This window comes from Burkholderia sp. BCC1998 (assembly GCF_905339875.1).
In the GTDB taxonomy this organism is placed as follows: domain Bacteria; phylum Pseudomonadota; class Gammaproteobacteria; order Burkholderiales; family Burkholderiaceae; genus Burkholderia.
Genome location: NZ_CAJPHE010000019.1, coordinates 107,391 through 122,937, shown reverse-complemented (window position 1 = coordinate 122,937; position 15,547 = coordinate 107,391). Strand labels below are relative to the sequence as shown.

Annotated in this window: 11 protein-coding genes and 1 tRNA gene; 3 read left to right on the top strand and 9 right to left on the bottom strand. The window is 65.8% G+C overall.

Annotation, left to right across the window (positions count from 1 at the left end):
• Positions 1-132: 132 nt before the first annotated feature.
• The 8 genes from U5A56_RS27695 to fdnG all read right to left on the bottom strand — a co-directional run bounded on the left by U5A56_RS27695 (position 133) and on the right by fdnG (position 10,781).
• Positions 133-1,386, bottom strand: coding sequence for a tyrosine-type recombinase/integrase (locus U5A56_RS27695; RefSeq protein ID WP_321925616.1), 1,254 nt, complete (start codon positions 1,384-1,386; stop codon positions 133-135).
• 170 nt (positions 1,387-1,556) lie between these two features.
• Positions 1,557-1,652, bottom strand: a tRNA-Sec gene (locus tag U5A56_RS27690).
• Between the two features lie 31 nt (positions 1,653-1,683).
• Entirely contained in the window at positions 1,684-3,609 is a 1,926-nt protein-coding gene (gene selB / locus U5A56_RS27685; RefSeq protein ID WP_321925614.1) for a selenocysteine-specific translation elongation factor, read from the bottom strand.
• Positions 3,606-5,045: an L-seryl-tRNA(Sec) selenium transferase gene (gene selA, locus U5A56_RS27680; RefSeq protein WP_321925612.1), complete on the bottom strand. Its 1,440-nt coding sequence runs from the start codon at positions 5,043-5,045 to the stop codon at positions 3,606-3,608. The genes selB and selA overlap by 4 nt, the downstream gene beginning before the upstream one ends.
• A gap of 73 nt (positions 5,046-5,118) precedes the next feature.
• On the bottom strand, positions 5,119-6,054 hold the full coding sequence (gene fdhE, locus U5A56_RS27675) for a formate dehydrogenase accessory protein FdhE (RefSeq protein WP_185733814.1): 936 nt from the start codon (positions 6,052-6,054) through the stop codon (positions 5,119-5,121).
• A 107-nt stretch (positions 6,055-6,161) separates the two neighbouring features.
• The gene (locus tag U5A56_RS27670; RefSeq protein ID WP_321925609.1) at positions 6,162-6,788 is read right to left on the bottom strand and encodes a formate dehydrogenase subunit gamma; all 627 of its coding nucleotides are present in this window, start codon (positions 6,786-6,788) and stop codon (positions 6,162-6,164) included.
• A complete protein-coding gene (gene fdxH, locus U5A56_RS27665; protein ID WP_124521371.1) occupies positions 6,785-7,699 on the bottom strand; it encodes a formate dehydrogenase subunit beta in 915 nt (304 codons plus the stop codon). Before fdxH ends, U5A56_RS27670 begins: the two co-directional genes overlap by 4 nt.
• Before the next feature lie 10 nt (positions 7,700-7,709).
• Positions 7,710-10,781 carry a formate dehydrogenase-N subunit alpha gene (fdnG, locus tag U5A56_RS27660; protein WP_321925606.1) on the bottom strand — a complete coding sequence of 1,024 codons (3,072 nt, stop codon included), beginning with the start codon at positions 10,779-10,781 and terminating at the stop codon, positions 7,710-7,712.
• Positions 10,782-10,920: 139 nt separating this feature from the next.
• Between fdnG and U5A56_RS27655 the strand changes: the two genes are divergently transcribed.
• From U5A56_RS27655 to U5A56_RS27645, 3 genes are all read left to right on the top strand, one after another.
• Positions 10,921-11,853, top strand: coding sequence for a YihY/virulence factor BrkB family protein (locus tag U5A56_RS27655; protein ID WP_124521365.1), 933 nt, complete (start codon positions 10,921-10,923; stop codon positions 11,851-11,853).
• A 421-nt stretch (positions 11,854-12,274) separates the two neighbouring features.
• On the top strand, positions 12,275-13,432 hold the full coding sequence (locus tag U5A56_RS27650; protein ID WP_321925604.1) for a porin: 1,158 nt from the start codon (positions 12,275-12,277) through the stop codon (positions 13,430-13,432).
• Positions 13,433-13,910: 478 nt separating this feature from the next.
• The gene (locus tag U5A56_RS27645) at positions 13,911-14,384 is read left to right on the top strand and encodes a VOC family protein (RefSeq protein WP_044843835.1); all 474 of its coding nucleotides are present in this window, start codon (positions 13,911-13,913) and stop codon (positions 14,382-14,384) included.
• Between the two features lie 606 nt (positions 14,385-14,990).
• On the opposite strand, the gene U5A56_RS27640 is transcribed toward U5A56_RS27645, so the two are convergent.
• Entirely contained in the window at positions 14,991-15,440 is a 450-nt protein-coding gene (locus U5A56_RS27640) for an HU family DNA-binding protein (protein WP_011548077.1), read from the bottom strand.
• Positions 15,441-15,547 lie beyond the last annotated feature (107 nt).

The following is a 15,547-nucleotide window of genomic DNA, read 5'->3' as shown; positions in this document are numbered from 1 at the left end:
TGGGGGCAAAATCCGCCCAAAATGGAAAAGGACTTACGGCTTCCACCGTAAGTCCTTGATTTTCCTAGTCGGGGCGATAGGATTTGAACCTCCTACCACCTGTACCTTTTCCAGAGCAAAAGCTGCGTCGATCTAGGCGGCAAACGTTTGCGGCATGACCGGCGCAATTGATGCTTCATGCATGTGTCCGCTTGAACAATACGCCCCCCAGTCCTCCATCATGAGCCGCCGTCTTTCGAGCTGATCGCGACGCCGATAAGCCGCTATCGTTTGCGAAGTAATGATGTGCGCCAAGGCTTCCTCTGCAAGAGAATCCGGATAGTCGGTGCATTCGGCGACCCAGTCACGAAATGTCGACCGGAAACCGTGCACGGTGATCCCCGAGTACGACATGCGTTTCAACAGGGCCAACATAGCCATGTTCGACAGTGGGCGCCCCTCCGTGCAGCCAGGGAAAAGATAACCATATTTGGCCTTGGGTAGTGCAGCATGGACGACTTCGACGGCTCGCTCACAAAGCGGCACGCGCAGCGGCCGACCGCTTTTCGTGCGATCGCCCGGGATGCTCCAGATACGACTGTCGAGATCAAATTCCTCGACCCGCGCAAATCGGACCTCGTTCGTACGAGTCGCCGTGAGAATAAGCAGGTGCAGTATCCGCGCCGCGCGTCGAGGACGAAGCTCCAGTTCCCGGATGAACGTCGGCAGATCTTCCCATGGCAGTGCTGGATGATGCTTGATCTGCGAACGCTTCTTCGAGCGCGGCAACACCAGTTGGAGATGGTCAACGTATCGGGCCGGGTTGCCGCCGGTGCGGTGACCCATCACGGTCTCCGCGTCGAGGATTGCCTTGATGCGACCGCGCACCCGGCGTGCCGTTTCTGCCTTTTTGGTCCAGATAGGCTGGAGGATACGCACGATCATCGCTGTGTCGATGTCGCGCACGCGCACATCGCCGATGATGGGATAGGCGTACGTCTTTAGTGTGTTGCCCCATTGCTGGACATGCTTGCGGTTTCGCCATTCCGGTTCACGTGCGCGGATGAACGATTCAGCCGCCTCACGGAACGTCACATTGGCGTCGATCGAGATATCAAGCTGTCGCCGACGCTGCTCTTCGCGCCGGGCAAGGATGGGATCGACCTGGTTACCGACCATCTCGCGATATCCGATGGCCAGTTTCCGGGCTTCCCCAAGCGCGACTCGCGACAGCGGTCCAAGGCCCATTTCGCGCACGCGCCCATTGAGCGTGAAGCGAAACACCCATGAGCGTGCGCCGCTATCGGCGATCTGGAGGTAGAGGCCACCGCCGTCTGCGTAATGGCCTGGATCGGCCGCCTTCGCGACGCGCAGTGCGCTGAGTCGATGCAAGTGTCGTCCCGCCATGTCGCCCTCCTTTCCTACCCACAAAACCCAACCCGCTACCCATGTTTCACGGGAAGATTGTGCGGAGCCGTGGCGGAAGTCGCAAGCATGCCGTTACCCACAAATCGCTTTGAAATCAGCGACCTACGGTGCATTTACGGAAGTCACCGGAATGCGCGGGAAGCCTTGACTGGCGGAAGGCAGCCGGAGTCGAACCGACCCGGGAGTGTCTGACACCCCCAACCGGGTTTGAAGCCCGGCCGTACCACCGGATACGAATGCCTTCCGTGGGGAAAAAAACCAAAGAACAACGAGCGCCTACGCCTGTACACCCACCCAACCGCTGTCAGGCCGCAGGAAGTGAAGATCGCGGTGGAAGCGAGTATACCCAACCCGATCGAAGAACTCGAGAATCTGGATCGCGCGCTTGCGGCCGAGCCCCGTCGCGTCGCGAAACGTCGCCGCGTCGAGCCCGCCGCCGCGCGCCGGCGCGAGATGCGCGACCAGCCCGGCCAGCTCTCGCACGACATCCGCGTGATAGAACAGGTCGCGCACGACCTGATGCACGTCGCCGCGCCGCGCGAGCTTGCGCAGCAGCGTGCGCACGGCCTCCTCCTGCGCGCCCGTGTCGCGCGCCAGATCGCGGACCCACGGCGGATCGAAGCGCCCCGCATGAATCAGCGGCAGCAGTTGCTGCGCCAGCGCTTCCTCGCGCGCATCGAAACTCACCGAATGCGACGGCAGATGCAGCCACGGCCCGCTTCGCGCCACCTCCCCGCCGTCCACCAGCGCATCGACCAACGCGCGCCACAGCGCATCGCCGACGAGCGGCGCCGCCATCCGCCGCAGGCGCGCCGCATCGAGCCCCTGCTCGTCCGGCACGCGTTCGTGATACGCGCGCAGCGTATCGATCGCCCGCGCCTGCAGCGCGTCCCAATGCACCCGCGCGATTACCGTGCCGTCGTTCGACGCGCGCTCGCGCTGGCCGATCGCCAGTGCGTCGTCCGGCAACGCCAGCACGTCGGGCGCGAAGCCCGTCAGGTGCGTGAGCATCGCGCGTGCGATACCGAGCGGCGCCTGCGCGAGCAGCGCATCGAGCCGCCCTTCGTCGAGCCACGCGGCCAATGCGTCGAGCCATGCGCGGCGCGCGGGCGTGCGACGCTTGCGGGCGGGACCGAACGGATCGAGCACGCGACCGCCGCCGACGGTGCGCGTCGCCTGCGGATTGCGGACGATGAAGCGATCGCCCGGCAGCGCGAACACGGGTTCGTCGAACACCAGTTGCACGCGCATCGTGTGGCCCGCCGCGAGCGTATCGCCGTCGAGCAGCGCAACGTGCGCGACGCGATGCAGCGTGCCGAGATGCACGTGCAGCGGCGCCCAGTGCGTCAGCGTGAGCCCCGCATCGGCCAGCAGCGTCAGTTCGACGTCGAGACGCGGCGACGTCGCGACGAGCCGCGCATCCACGACGGTATCGCCACGCTCGACGTCCGCACGGTCGACGCCGGCCAGGTTCAGCGCGCAGCGCTCGCCCGCGCGGCCCGCGTCGACCGGCCGGTTCTGCGCATGGATGCTGCGCACGCGCGCCGCGCCGCCGGTGCGCACGACCGCGAGCGTGTCGCCGGTCGCCACGCGGCCCGCGAACGCGGTGCCCGTCACGATGGTCCCCTGCCCGGCGAGCGTGAACACGCGATCGACCGCGAGCCGAAACAGGCCGTCGTCGCGGCGCGCACGCCACGCGAGTGCCGCATCGGCGAGATGACGCTTCAGTGCAGCGACGCCCGGATCGTCCTCGCGCGTCGCGCAGGTTTCGAAGATCGGCGCGCCATCGAGCGCCGAGCCGTGCAGCCACGCGGCGATCTCGTCGCGCACCGCCGACAGGCGCGCGGCGTCGACCCGATCGCACTTCGTCAGCGCGACAGCACCATGCGCGACGCCGAGCAGTTGCAGGATCGCGAGGTGCTCGCGGGTCTGCGGCATCACGCCGTCGTCCGCGGCGATCACCAGCAGCGCGAAGTCGATCCCGCTCGCACCGGCCGCCATCGTATGAATCAGCTTCTCGTGGCCCGGCACGTCGATCAGGCCGAGCACGTCGCCGTTCTCGAGCGGCGTATACGCATAGCCGAGCTCGATCGAGATGCCGCGCGCCTTCTCTTCCTTCAAGCGGTCGGTGTCGACGCCGGTCAGCGCGCGCACGAGCGTCGTCTTGCCGTGATCGATGTGTCCCGCGGTACCGACGATCATGCAGCCGGCCCCGCGACCTGCGCGCATTGCGCGACGAATGCCGCTTCGTCCGCCGCTTCGAGGCAGCGCAGGTCGAGCCGCAGCGCATTGTCGGCGATGCGGCCGATCACCGGGCGCGGCCATTCGCGCAACCGCTTCTCGAGCTGCGCGAGCGCACGGCCGCCGCGCTTGCCATCCGGCGTGCGCACGACGAGCCCGGCGCTCGGCAACTGGTCGACCGGCAGCGCACCGCTGCCGATCTGGCTGAACATCGGCTCGACCTGCACGTCGAAGCCGCCGCCGAGCGCGGCCTGCAACGCCGGACGCACGCGCTCGGCGGCCTCGGCGATGTCACGCTGCGGCCGCGTCAGCAGACGCAGCGTCGTGAGCCGCTCGCGCAGGAATTCCGGCGCCTGGTACAGCCTCAGCACGGGCTCGAGCGCGGCGAGCGTCAGCTTGCCGACGCGCAGCGCGCGCTTGAGCGGATGTTTCTTGATCTTCGCGACGAGCGCGCGATCGCCGACGATCAGCCCGGCCTGCGGCCCGCCGAGCAGCTTGTCGCCGCTGAACGTGACGAGGTTCGCGCCGGCCGCGACGGTTTCCTGCACGGTCGTCTCGTGCGGCAGGCCCCATTGCGACAGATCGGCGAGCGTGCCGCTGCCGAGATCGACCGCCACCGGCAGCCCGTGCTCGCGCGCGAGCGGCGCGAGTTCGGCCAGCGTCACTTCCTTGGTGAAGCCGCTGATCGCGTAGTTGCTGCAGTGCACCTTCATCAGGATCGCCGTGCGCGGACCGATCGCGTCCGCGTAGTCGCGCAGATGGGTACGGTTGGTGGTGCCGACTTCGCGCAGTTTCGCACCCGCACGGCTCATGATGTCGGGAATGCGGAACGCGCCGCCGATCTCGACGAGTTCGCCGCGCGACACGATCACTTCTCGTTTCGGCGCAAGCGCCGACAGCACGAGCAACACGGCCGCGGCATTGTTGTTGACGACGGTCGCGGCTTCCGCGCCGGTCAGTTCGCACAGCAGATCGTCGATCAGGTCGTCGCGGTCGCCGCGGCGGCCGGTGGCGAGGTCGAATTCGAGGTTGACGGGTTGCGTGAGCGCGTCGACCACCGCGTGCACCGCGTCGTCGGGCAACAGCGCGCGCCCGAGATTCGTGTGCAGCACGGTGCCGGTCAGGTTGAACACCGCGCGCACGGTGCCCGCGCTCTGCGCGGCCAGCGTGCGGGCGACGGCCGCCGCGATGCGCGGCTCGTCGAGCGGCCCGGCCGCCGGCGGATCCTGCTGCGCGGCGGTGCGCCAGCGTTCGAGTTCGGCGCGCACCGCGTTCAGCACGCGCGTACGTCCATAGTCGGCGAGCAGCGGCTGCAGCGGCGCCGACGTCAGCACGCGCTCCACCGACGGCACGCGTGCGAGGACGGCATTCAGTTCATTCAAACCCGGTTCGGTCACGTAATGGTGGCTCCAATTCCATGCGCGGCAGGCAGCCGGCGCAGGCGCTCGCGCGCGCCCCGGCTCCGTACCGTCATTCCGCTTCGCGCGACATATCCGGCCACAGCAGCGGGTTCGGCGAACTGCGCTGGTAGCCGGCTTCGTTCATCAGCAGGTCGAGCGTGAGGCTCGCGAGATCGTCCGCCAGCGGCTCGAACTCGTAGTCCTTCTCCTGGTAGCCGATCTTGCGATAGGTCTTGCATTCGTCACAGGACTCGGCCTTGACGGCTTCGCTGCCGCCTTCGATCCCGTGGTAGGCGATGCCCTTGGTCGAGTCGCAGTGCGAACATTTCGTGCGCACCATGTGCCACTCGGTCGTGCACAGCCCGCACTGCAGGAAACGGTAGCCCTGGTACTGGCCGCCGACGCGCACGACGCTCGCGACCGGATGCGTGCCGCACACGGGGCACAGCCCCGGCTGGTCGAGATACGGGACGTCGGCCGGTGCCACGCGGCTCGCGAGATCGGTCCAGACGACCTGCAGCGCGGCCATCAGGAACGGCGCGGTGGCCGGGTCGACTTCGGCGAAGCGCAACGCGAGGATCGCGTCGGCCTGCGCGTCGAGTTCGGCGGGCGCCATCAGGCGCAGCCGGTCGAGCAGCTTCGCGAGCGACGGATTGACGAGCCCGGCGCTTTCGACGCGATCGAGCAGTTCATACAGCACGGCCCGCCACTGCGGGTTGCGCTCGCCGTCGAGCGCCGGCACAAGGGGCATCGAATGCTGTTGCGCGCGTGCGATCGCTTCGGGCGACGGCAGCGGCAGCTCCAGCGCCTGCAGCGTCGCGTGCTGCGCGTCGGCAACGGTCGCCATCAGCCGCAGGTAGCCGCTGATCGGGTTCAGGTCGGCAAGCTTGCGCAGCCGGGCGGCACGCGCGGCGAACGCGGTGCCGCGCTCCGGCAGGCGAAAGCGCGGAATGGCCGAATGATCGAGCGCCGAAATCTCGGTCGGTTCGAGAATGCGTTGTGTCACGAAAATGTCTTCCAAATAAACAAGCGCCGACAGGTCGGCGCTTCAGGCGATTCCGACGGCTGACGGAACGGCCCGCCGCGATCGGCGAGCCGCCCCGCTCCAGTGCGTTATTTCACGCTTTCACGGAACCACTTCGGGTGATGCTTGCGGGCCCAGCCCAGCGTGACGGTGCCGCGCACCATCGCCCCGATCGAGCCCTTCACCCACAACGCCGCGTAAATGTGCACGATGATGCTCGCGATCAGCACGAAGGCCGCCACGGCATGCACGACAGCGGCCGCGCGGATCACCCCGATCGGGAAGTAGAACGAGAAGTAGCGCCGCCAGATCACGATCCCCGACAGCAGGAGCAGCAGCAGGCACGCCACCAACGTGAAGAATAGCAGCTTCTGTCCGGCGTTATAGCGCCCGACGGGCGGCAGCTTGTCTTCCTGGTTGGTCAGCACGTCGCCGATCTGCTTCAGCCATTGGCGGTCGTCCGCGTCGAGCGTGTTGTGATGCCAGAAGCGCATCACGAGAATCGCGAACGACACGAACATCACGAGACCGACGAACGGATGCAGGATCCGCGTCCACTGGCCGCCGCCGAACAGCGCGGTGAGCCAGAACATCGACGGATGGAACAGCGCGAGCCCGGACAGCGCGAGCAGCACGAACGTGATCGCGGTGATCCAGTGGTTCGTGCGCTCGTTCGGCGTGTAGCGGACGATCAGGTTGGGGTCGTCGTGCTTCATTTTGCGTCCTCCTTGATGCGTCGCGCCTCGTCGCGGGCGGCGGCTTCCTCTTCCTCGCTGACCTCGTTCGGACCGACCCGCGTGTAGTGGAAGAACCCGGCCAGCGCGGTCAGCGCGAGGCCGGCGACCGCGAGCGGCTTCGCGATGCCCTTCCACAGCTTCACCATCGGGCTGATCGACGGATTGTCGGGCAGCCCGTGGTACAGCGACGGTTTGTCGGCATGATGCAGCACGTACATCACGTGCGTGCCGCCGACACCCTGCGGGTCGTACAGCCCCGCATGCTCGAAGCCGCGCTCCTTCAGGTCCTCGATCCGCTCGGCCGCGTGCTGCTTCATGTCCTCCTTGGTGCCGAACACGATCGCGCCGGTCGGGCAGGTCTTCACGCAGGCCGGTTCCTGGCCGACCGCGACGCGGTCGGAACAGAGCGTGCACTTGTACGCGCGATGATCCTTCTTCGAGATCCGCGGCACGTTGAACGGGCAGCCGGTCACGCAATAGCCGCAACCGATGCAGTTCTCCTCGTGGAAATCGACGATCCCGTTGTTGTACTGCACGATCGCGCCCGGCGACGGACACGCCTTCAGGCAGCCCGGATCCTCGCAGTGCATGCAGCCGTCCTTGCGGATCAGCCACTCGAGGTCGCCCGCCGGGTTCTCGTATTCGGCGAAGCGCATCACCGTCCACGAGTGCTCCGACAGGTCGGCCGGGTTGTCGTACACGCCGACGTTGGTGCCGACCTCGTCGCGCAGGTCGTTCCACTCCATGCATGCCGTCTGGCATGCCTTGCAGCCGATGCATTTCGATACGTCGATCAGCTTCGCGACGCTCCCGGTCACCGGTTCGCGCGCCGTGGGCGGCGGCGTCGTGGTGGCCGAGACGCGCTTGATATCCAGCGATTGCAATGCCATCTCTTCCCCCTTACGCCTTTTCGACCTTCACCAGGAACGACTTGAATTCCGGTGTGTACGAGTTGCCGTCGCCTACGGACGGAGTCAGGGTGTTGGCGAGATAGCCGGGCTTCGTCAGACCCTTGAAGCCCCAGTGCAACGGGACGCCGACCGTCTGGACCTTCTTGCCCTCGATCGTCAGCGGCTTGATCCGCTTCGTGACGAGCGCGACCGCGACGATGTAGCCGCGCTTGGACGACACCTTCACGCGATCGCCGTGCGCGACGCCGACTTCCTTCGCGAGGTCTTCGCCGATCTCGACGAATTGCTCGGGCTGGATGATCGAGTTCAGCCGCGCATGCTTGGTCCAGTAGTGGAAATGCTCGGTCAGCCGGTACGTCGTCGCGACGTGCGGGAACTCCGATGCCTTGCCGAACGACGCCCGGTCGTCCGGGAACACGCGGGCAGCCGGGTTGTTCAGCGCCTGCGGGTTGTCAGGGTGCAGCGGGTTCGCCGCGAGCGGCGTCTCGAACGGCTCGTAGTGCTCGGGGAACGGACCTTCGTTCATCCCCGCGCGGGCGAAGAAGCGCGCGACGCCTTCCGGGTTCATGATGAACGGCCCCATCCCGTTCTCGGGCGGTTCGTCCGCCTTGAAGTCCGGAATGTCGGGGCCCTTCCACGCGCTGCCGTTCCAGCCGATCAGCTTGCGGGTCGGGTCGAACGGCTTGCCGGCGACGTCGCACGATGCGCGGTTGTACAGGATCCGCCGGTTGGCCGGCCAGGCCCACGCCCAGTTCAGCGTCTGGCCGATGCCGGTCGGGTCCGAGTTGTCGCGCCGCCCCATCTGGTTGCCGGCCTGCGTCCAGGCGCCGCAGAAGATCCAGCAGCCGCTCGCGGTCGTGCCGTCGTCCTTCAGCTGCGCGAACGCGGCGAGCTGCTCGCCCTTCTTCACGAGCGTCTTGGCCGGATCCTTCGGGTCGGGCAGGTCGGCGAGCGCACGGCCGTTGAACTCCATCGCGAGCTCTTCGGGCGTCGGGCTTTCCGGGTTCGCGTACGGCCAGGTCAGGTTCACGATCGGGTCCGGATACTTGCCGCCGTCCGCCTGGTACATCTTGCGCATGCGCAGGAACAGCCCCGACATGATCTCGAGGTCGCTCTTCGCGTCGCCCGGCGGCTCCGCGCCCTTCCAGTGCCATTGCAGCACGCGGCTCGAACTGACGAGCGAGCCGTTTTCCTCCGCGAAGCACGTGGTCGGCAGCCGGAACACCTCGGTCTGGATCTTCGACGCATCGACGTCGTTGTAGTCGCCGTGATGCTTCCAGAACTCGGACGTCTCGGTCGCGAGCGGATCCATGATCACGAGCCACTTCAGCTTCGCGAGGCCGGCCGCCGTCTTCACCTTCGACGGCGCCGCCGCGAGCGGGTTGAAGCCCTGGCAGATGTAGCCGTTCATCTTGCCGGCATTCATCAGTTCGATCGCCTGCAGCAGGTCGTACTGCTTGTCGAGCTTCGGCAGGTAGTCGTAGGCCCAGTTGTTCTCGGCGGTCGCGGCGTCGCCCCACCACGACTTCATGAAGCTGACGTGGAACGCCTTGTAGTTCTTCCAGTAGCTCAGCTGGTTCGGCCGCAGCGGCAGTTGCACGCGCTTCTTGATGTAGGCGTCGAAATCCTGCTCGGCCTGCATCGGCAGCGTCATGTAGCCCGGCAGCAGGTTCGACATCAGCCCGAGGTCGGTCAAGCCCTGGATGTTCGAGTGACCGCGCAGCGCGTTCATCCCGCCGCCGGCGATGCCGATGTTGCCGAGCAGCAGCTGCACCATCGCGCCGGTGCGGATCATCTGCGCGCCGACCGAATGGTGGGTCCAGCCGAGCGCGTACAGGATCGTGCCGGCGCGGCCTGGCACGGCCGTCGTCGCGAGCATCTCGCACACCTTCAGGAATTTCTCCTTCGGCGTGCCGCAGGTCTGCTGGACCATGTCCGGCGTATAGCGCGCGTAGTGCTGCTTCAGCAGGTTGTACACGCAGCGCGGATGCTGCAGCGTCGGGTCGACCTTCGCGAAGCCGTCGTCGCCCTGCTCGTAGTCCCAGCTCGATTTGTCCGGATACGCGTGCTTCTCGGCGTCGTAGCCGGAATAGATGCCGTCGTTGAACGCGAAATCCTCGCGCACGATGAACGAGAAGTCCGTGTAGTTCTTCACGTACTCATGCTGGATCTTGTCGTTCGTCAGCAGATAGTTGATCACACCGCCCAGGAAGACGATGTCGGTGCCGGTGCGGATCGGCGCGTAATAGTCGGCCACCGAGGCCGTACGCGTGAAGCGCGGGTCGACGACGATCAGCCGCGCCTTGCGGTGCGCCTTCGCCTCCGTCACCCACTTGAAACCGCACGGATGGGCCTCGGCTGCATTGCCGCCCATCACGAGAATCACGTCCGCGTTCTTGATGTCGACCCAATGGTTCGTCATCGCTCCACGGCCAAACGTCGGGGCAAGACCTGCCACCGTCGGGCCATGTCAGACACGCGCCTGATTGTCGAATGCGAGCATCCCCAGACTGCGGACAGTCTTGTGCGTGAGGTAACCGACTTCGTTGCTGCCCGCCGACGCAGCCAGCATGCCGGTGGTCAGCCAGCGGTTGACCTTCGCGCCGTCTTCCGCCGTCTCGACGAAGTTCGCGTCGCGGTCGGCCTTCATCAGCTTCGCGATCCGGTTGAGCGCGTCGTTCCAAGAGATGGGTTCCCACTTGTCCGAGCCCGGCGCACGATACTCGGGGTGCGTCAGGCGGTTCGGGCTGTGGATGAAATCGATCAGGCTCGCACCCTTCGGGCACAGCGTGCCGCGATTGACGGGATGGTCGGGATCGCCTTCGATATGGATGATGCTCGGCTGCGCATTCTTCGCGCCGTCACCGAGGCTGTACATCAGGATGCCGCAACCCACTGAACAATAAGGACAGGTGTTGCGCGTTTCGACTGTGCGCGCCAGCTTGTACTGTCGGACCTCGGCGAGCGCTTCCGTTGGAGAAAAGCCCAGCAGGGCAAGACTCGATCCGGCAAGCGACGTGGCCGTCACCTTCAGGAACTGGCGCCGGGACATTTGTAGCATGATGGTCTCGGCGTTTTTGTGGGGTGGGGTGAAACTGAAAGGAATTATAGACAGTTCAGGCAACTATGATCGATTCGTCGGATCAATACCGATTTGCCGATCCACCGATGTCCTGCGTTCAACGCACAACCGAACCGTCATGAAACGACAGATCACGTCCGAGGCGACCCGCCTCGCGCAACAACAGGCCAACTGGGCACTCAACGCGTTCAGGCGCTTCTCTTCCGACCGCTGCTCGGCGATGGCCGCGAGCATCGCGTTCTTCTCGGCGTTCTCGCTCGCGCCGACGCTCGTGATGGTGATCGCCGTGGCCGGCTGGTTCTACGGCGACGATGCCGCACGCGGCCAGGTGTTCGAGCAGGCCCACCAGTTGATCGGCGACGATGCGGCGGCCAGCATCCAGACGATCGTGCAGAACGCGCATCGCGCGGGCCAGCGCGGCGGCATCGCGACGCTGATCTCGTTCGCCGCGCTCGCGATCGGCGCGTCGGCGACGTTCGCGTCGCTGAACACCGCGCTCTCCGTGATCTGGCCGAGTACGGAAAGCCGCTGGTCGAGCATGCTCGGACTCGTGCGCGTGCGGCTCATTTCGTTCGGGCTCGTGCTCGGCGTCGCGTTCCTGCTGATCGTGTCGCTCGTGCTCGATACCGCGATCACGTTCATCGGCACCTGGCTGCTCGGCGATTCACCGTATGTCGCGATCACCAACCTGTTGCAGTTCTTCGTCGGCATCGCGGTGCTCGCGGGCGCGTTCGCCGCGCTGATGAAGTTCCTGCCCGATGCGCGCGTCGCATGGCACGACGCGACGATCGGCGGGATCGTGTCCGCGATCCTGTTCTCCGGCGGCAAGAAACTGTTCGCGTTGTATCTCGCGCACGCGGGCACGGCCAGTGCGTTCGGCGCGGCCGGATCGTTCGCGGTCCTGCTGATGTGGCTGTACTTCTCGGCGGCCGTGCTGCTGCTCGGCGCGGAATTCGCGGCCGCGCGCGGCGATGCGCATCGCCGCAACGGCAACGTCCCGGCTGCGGCCGCGCCGACGGATCGCACCGCCGATCGCTCAGGCGGCAACTGAATCCCCGCGTATTTTTTCCCGCGCGGCCGCGCATCGCGCGCGCCGCATCGTCGCCCTACGCGACTGCCTTCGCTTCCGCAACCCACCCGGCCGCCGCGCGTTGATGCGTTCTTTGCATCAGCGCGCGATGCGACCTGCAACGGCAAACGTTTGCACGCGTCGATTTCCGTGCGCCAACCGGCCAAACGCGCCCCTCCGCTGCCGGATGCACCAACCACTGCAACAATCGCGGCGCAGCAATTGTCAACTATTTCAAAAAGAGGAACAGTCCTTGATGTGCTTGATATATATAGACTTTTTCTCGCTGTTACCTTTTCGAGACACTTTATTTTTTAAGCTTTCTTGCAGGTATGGCACTGAGCTATTCTCCAATCCGCAACAAATAATGAATGACGAATCATTTGCGTGGAGATACTCAACGATGAAGAAACTCGCACTCTCGACCCTCTCGCTCGCCCTGCTGGGCGCCGCTGGCGCTGCTCATGCTCAGTCGAGCGTGACGCTGTATGGCGTGATCGATACGTCGATCGCATGGGTTCACGGCAACAACGGTCAGGCCAACAACTCGTGGCAAATGCTGTCGGGCAACCTGCAAGGCAGCCGTTGGGGCCTGAAAGGTGCTGAAGACCTCGGCGGTGGCCTGAAGGCGATCTTCCAGTTGGAAAACGGTTTTGATCCGGGCACGGGCCACCTGAACCAGGGCGGTCGCATGTTCGGTCGTCAGGCATACGTCGGCCTCGAGAGCGCCCAGTACGGTACGCTGACGCTCGGCCGCCAGTACGACCCGCTGGTCGACCTGGTCCAGGCAGTCACGGCTGACAACTACTTCGGCAGCGTGATGGCAACGCCGGGCGACGTCGACAACAACGACAACTCGCTGCGCGTCAGCAACGCAATCAAGTACACGTCGCCGGTCTGGGCAGGCTTCCAGGTCGAAGGCATGTACGCCCTCGGCGGCGTCGCAGGCAAGACGGGCTCGGGCCAGACGTGGTCGGTCGCAGCTGCCTACAACAACGGCCCGGTCGGCGTTGCAGCAGGCTACTTCTACGCAGCCAACCCGTCGCCGACGACGGCTGTCGGCCGCGCAGGCTGGGGTTCGACGACGTCCGACGCGATCTTCGACGGCCCGATCAACTCGGGTTACGCAACGGCGAAGTCGATCGCGATCGCGCAAGTCGCAGGCCAGTACGCACTCGGCCCGGTGACGTTCGGTCTCGGCTACAGCAACGCACAGTACAAGCCGGACGCATTCTCGGGCTTCGGCTCGACCGAAAAGTACAACACGGGCCGCGCGTTCGTGACGTACCAGGTCACGCCGCCGCTGCTGCTGGGCCTCGGCTACTCGTACACGAAGGCAACCGGCGACACGAGCGCGAAGTACCACCAGGTCGGCATCGGCGCGGACTATTCGCTGTCGAAGCGCACGGACATCTACCTGGTTGGCGCATACCAGCACGCGAGCGGCACGCAGCTCGTCGACGGCGTGCAGCAAAGCGCGCAAGCGTCGATCGCTTCGTACGGCTTCGCCGGCAAGAGCTCGGCCGAACTGGTCGCACTCGGCATTCGCCACAAGTTCTAAGAAGTACGTTTCCGGTGTGCATGGCGTCTCCGACGCCGTGCCGCCGAACTGCAAAACCAGTCACCGGTTTCGGCCGTGGCTGGTTTTTTTTCGTCCATTGCCGGCGGCGCCGTGGCGAGCGGCGACCGTGGCCGGCACCGTGGGTACGGCGACCGGCCGGGAGCGGCGCCTGGGCCGCCTGTCGCGCGCCGGAAGCGTGTCCGCAGGCATGCGGATACCCTGCATTGTCAGACCGCGGCATACGGCCGGTCAGGCGCATGCCGCACTGGCTGCCACCGCGCTCCCATGTTCCTGCTGACGCGCGCCTGGAGGATCCGGCGTCGCAACGGACGCATGTGTGTCCACCCTGCCGATTTCGCTACCGCGACGCGAAGCACTATGCTTCGACGTGTCGATTTCGACGGCCTTCGTCCGTCGTATCGATGGCGGCACGCAGATTGCCCCGTTCCTCACCGACACACCCGACAGGAGACGCTCCATGACGATTCAGAAGATCACGCCGTTCCTCTGGTACTCGACGGAAGCCGAAGAAGCCGCGGCCTTCTATGCGGGCATTTTCCCGGACTCGCGCGTCGTGCGCGTCACGGCGGTCGCCGGCACCAGCGGCACCCGGATGGTCGAGTTCGAGCTGTTCGGGCAGCCGTTCATCGCGATGAGCCACCCGCGCACCGAGACGTTCAACCATGCGATCTCGCTCATGATCAGTTGCGCCGACCAGGCGGAACTCGACCGCTACTGGAGCGCGCTGCTCGACAACGGCGGCACGGCCGACGGCTGCGGCTGGCTGCGTGACCGCTTCGGCGTCTCGTGGCAGATCGTGCCCGACGCATTGATTCCGATGATGGCCGACCGCGACGAGGTCAAGGCGGCGCGCGTGGCCGCTGCCATGATGCAGATGACGAAGTTCGACGTCGCCGCGCTGAAGGCCGCATACGCCGGCACGGCGGGCTGACGAAGTCGCGGACGCTGCGTGCCCTTCGCGCGGGCAGCACGCATGTGCAGCGCGCGCGGTTCGCGCACGACCGCGGTTGTCCACCGGATTGCATCGCGCCGCGACGCAATCGCAGGAAGCGGTCGCGCGCGCACCGCTACGTCGACAGCATCGCTTCGACGATCCACCGCGCGTAGCACGAACGCGGCGACCGTCACCCGCAGGTCGATGTCGCTGCGCGCCGTCGCGTGCCGAGCCGAACCCGAACGGATGCATCGCCTGCGGCATCGCGCCGGGATGCCGCTCGATCGACGCACACGCGGCAGTCGCCTGGTCGGCGATCCCGACGGGAACGATCGCTGCGTTCATCACGCGAGACTCGCGCGACACACGCGCAATGCGCAGCGATGCAAGACCGCGCGCCGGCACGAACACGACGATCCGGCCATCCGCGCAAGCGGCCGCGACACAGGATGCGCGTCACGTCATGCCGTATCCGCGCTGTGCGATGCCGACGCGGACGCTCGATTTGCGCGGCGCAATAAAAATCCCCGTACGCTTTCGCGTACGGGGATCGTCGGACATCGCAACGGCCGCCGACCTGCAATCGGCGACCGTTACGCGGCATTACGCAGCCGCGTCCTTCAGCTTCTTCAGCGCACGTGCCTTCACGCGCACGCTGGCCGGCTTTGCCGGGAACCAGCGCTCTTCGCCCGTGAACGGATCCTTGCCGAAGCGCTTCTTCTTCGCCGGCACGACTTGCGCCGTGATCTTCAGCAGACCCGGCAGCGTGAACTCGCCTGCGCCCTTCTTGTGGACCGAGCCCAGCACGACGTTCTCGAGCGCGACGAGCACTGCCTTGACCGCCTTCACTTCGACAGCTGCACGCTCAGCGATGTGCGTTGCGAGCGATGCCTTCGTGAACTTGTCCTTCAGCGGCGTCGGAGCGGCCGGTGCTGCCTTCGCGACAGCCTTCTTGGCCACTACTTTCTTCGCGGGCGCAGCCTTTTTGGCAGCCACTTTCTTGGTGGCCGGTGCGGCAGCCTTCTTGGCCACCTTTTTTGCGGAAGTCGCCATGTTTCTCCTACCAGGTGTGGTCGTTGGATACACGAAGCGTGCAACGCGCGCGCTTCAACGCCGGATTCTACAAGCGCCGTGACGCTTCGTGCAGTACTTTTATGCGT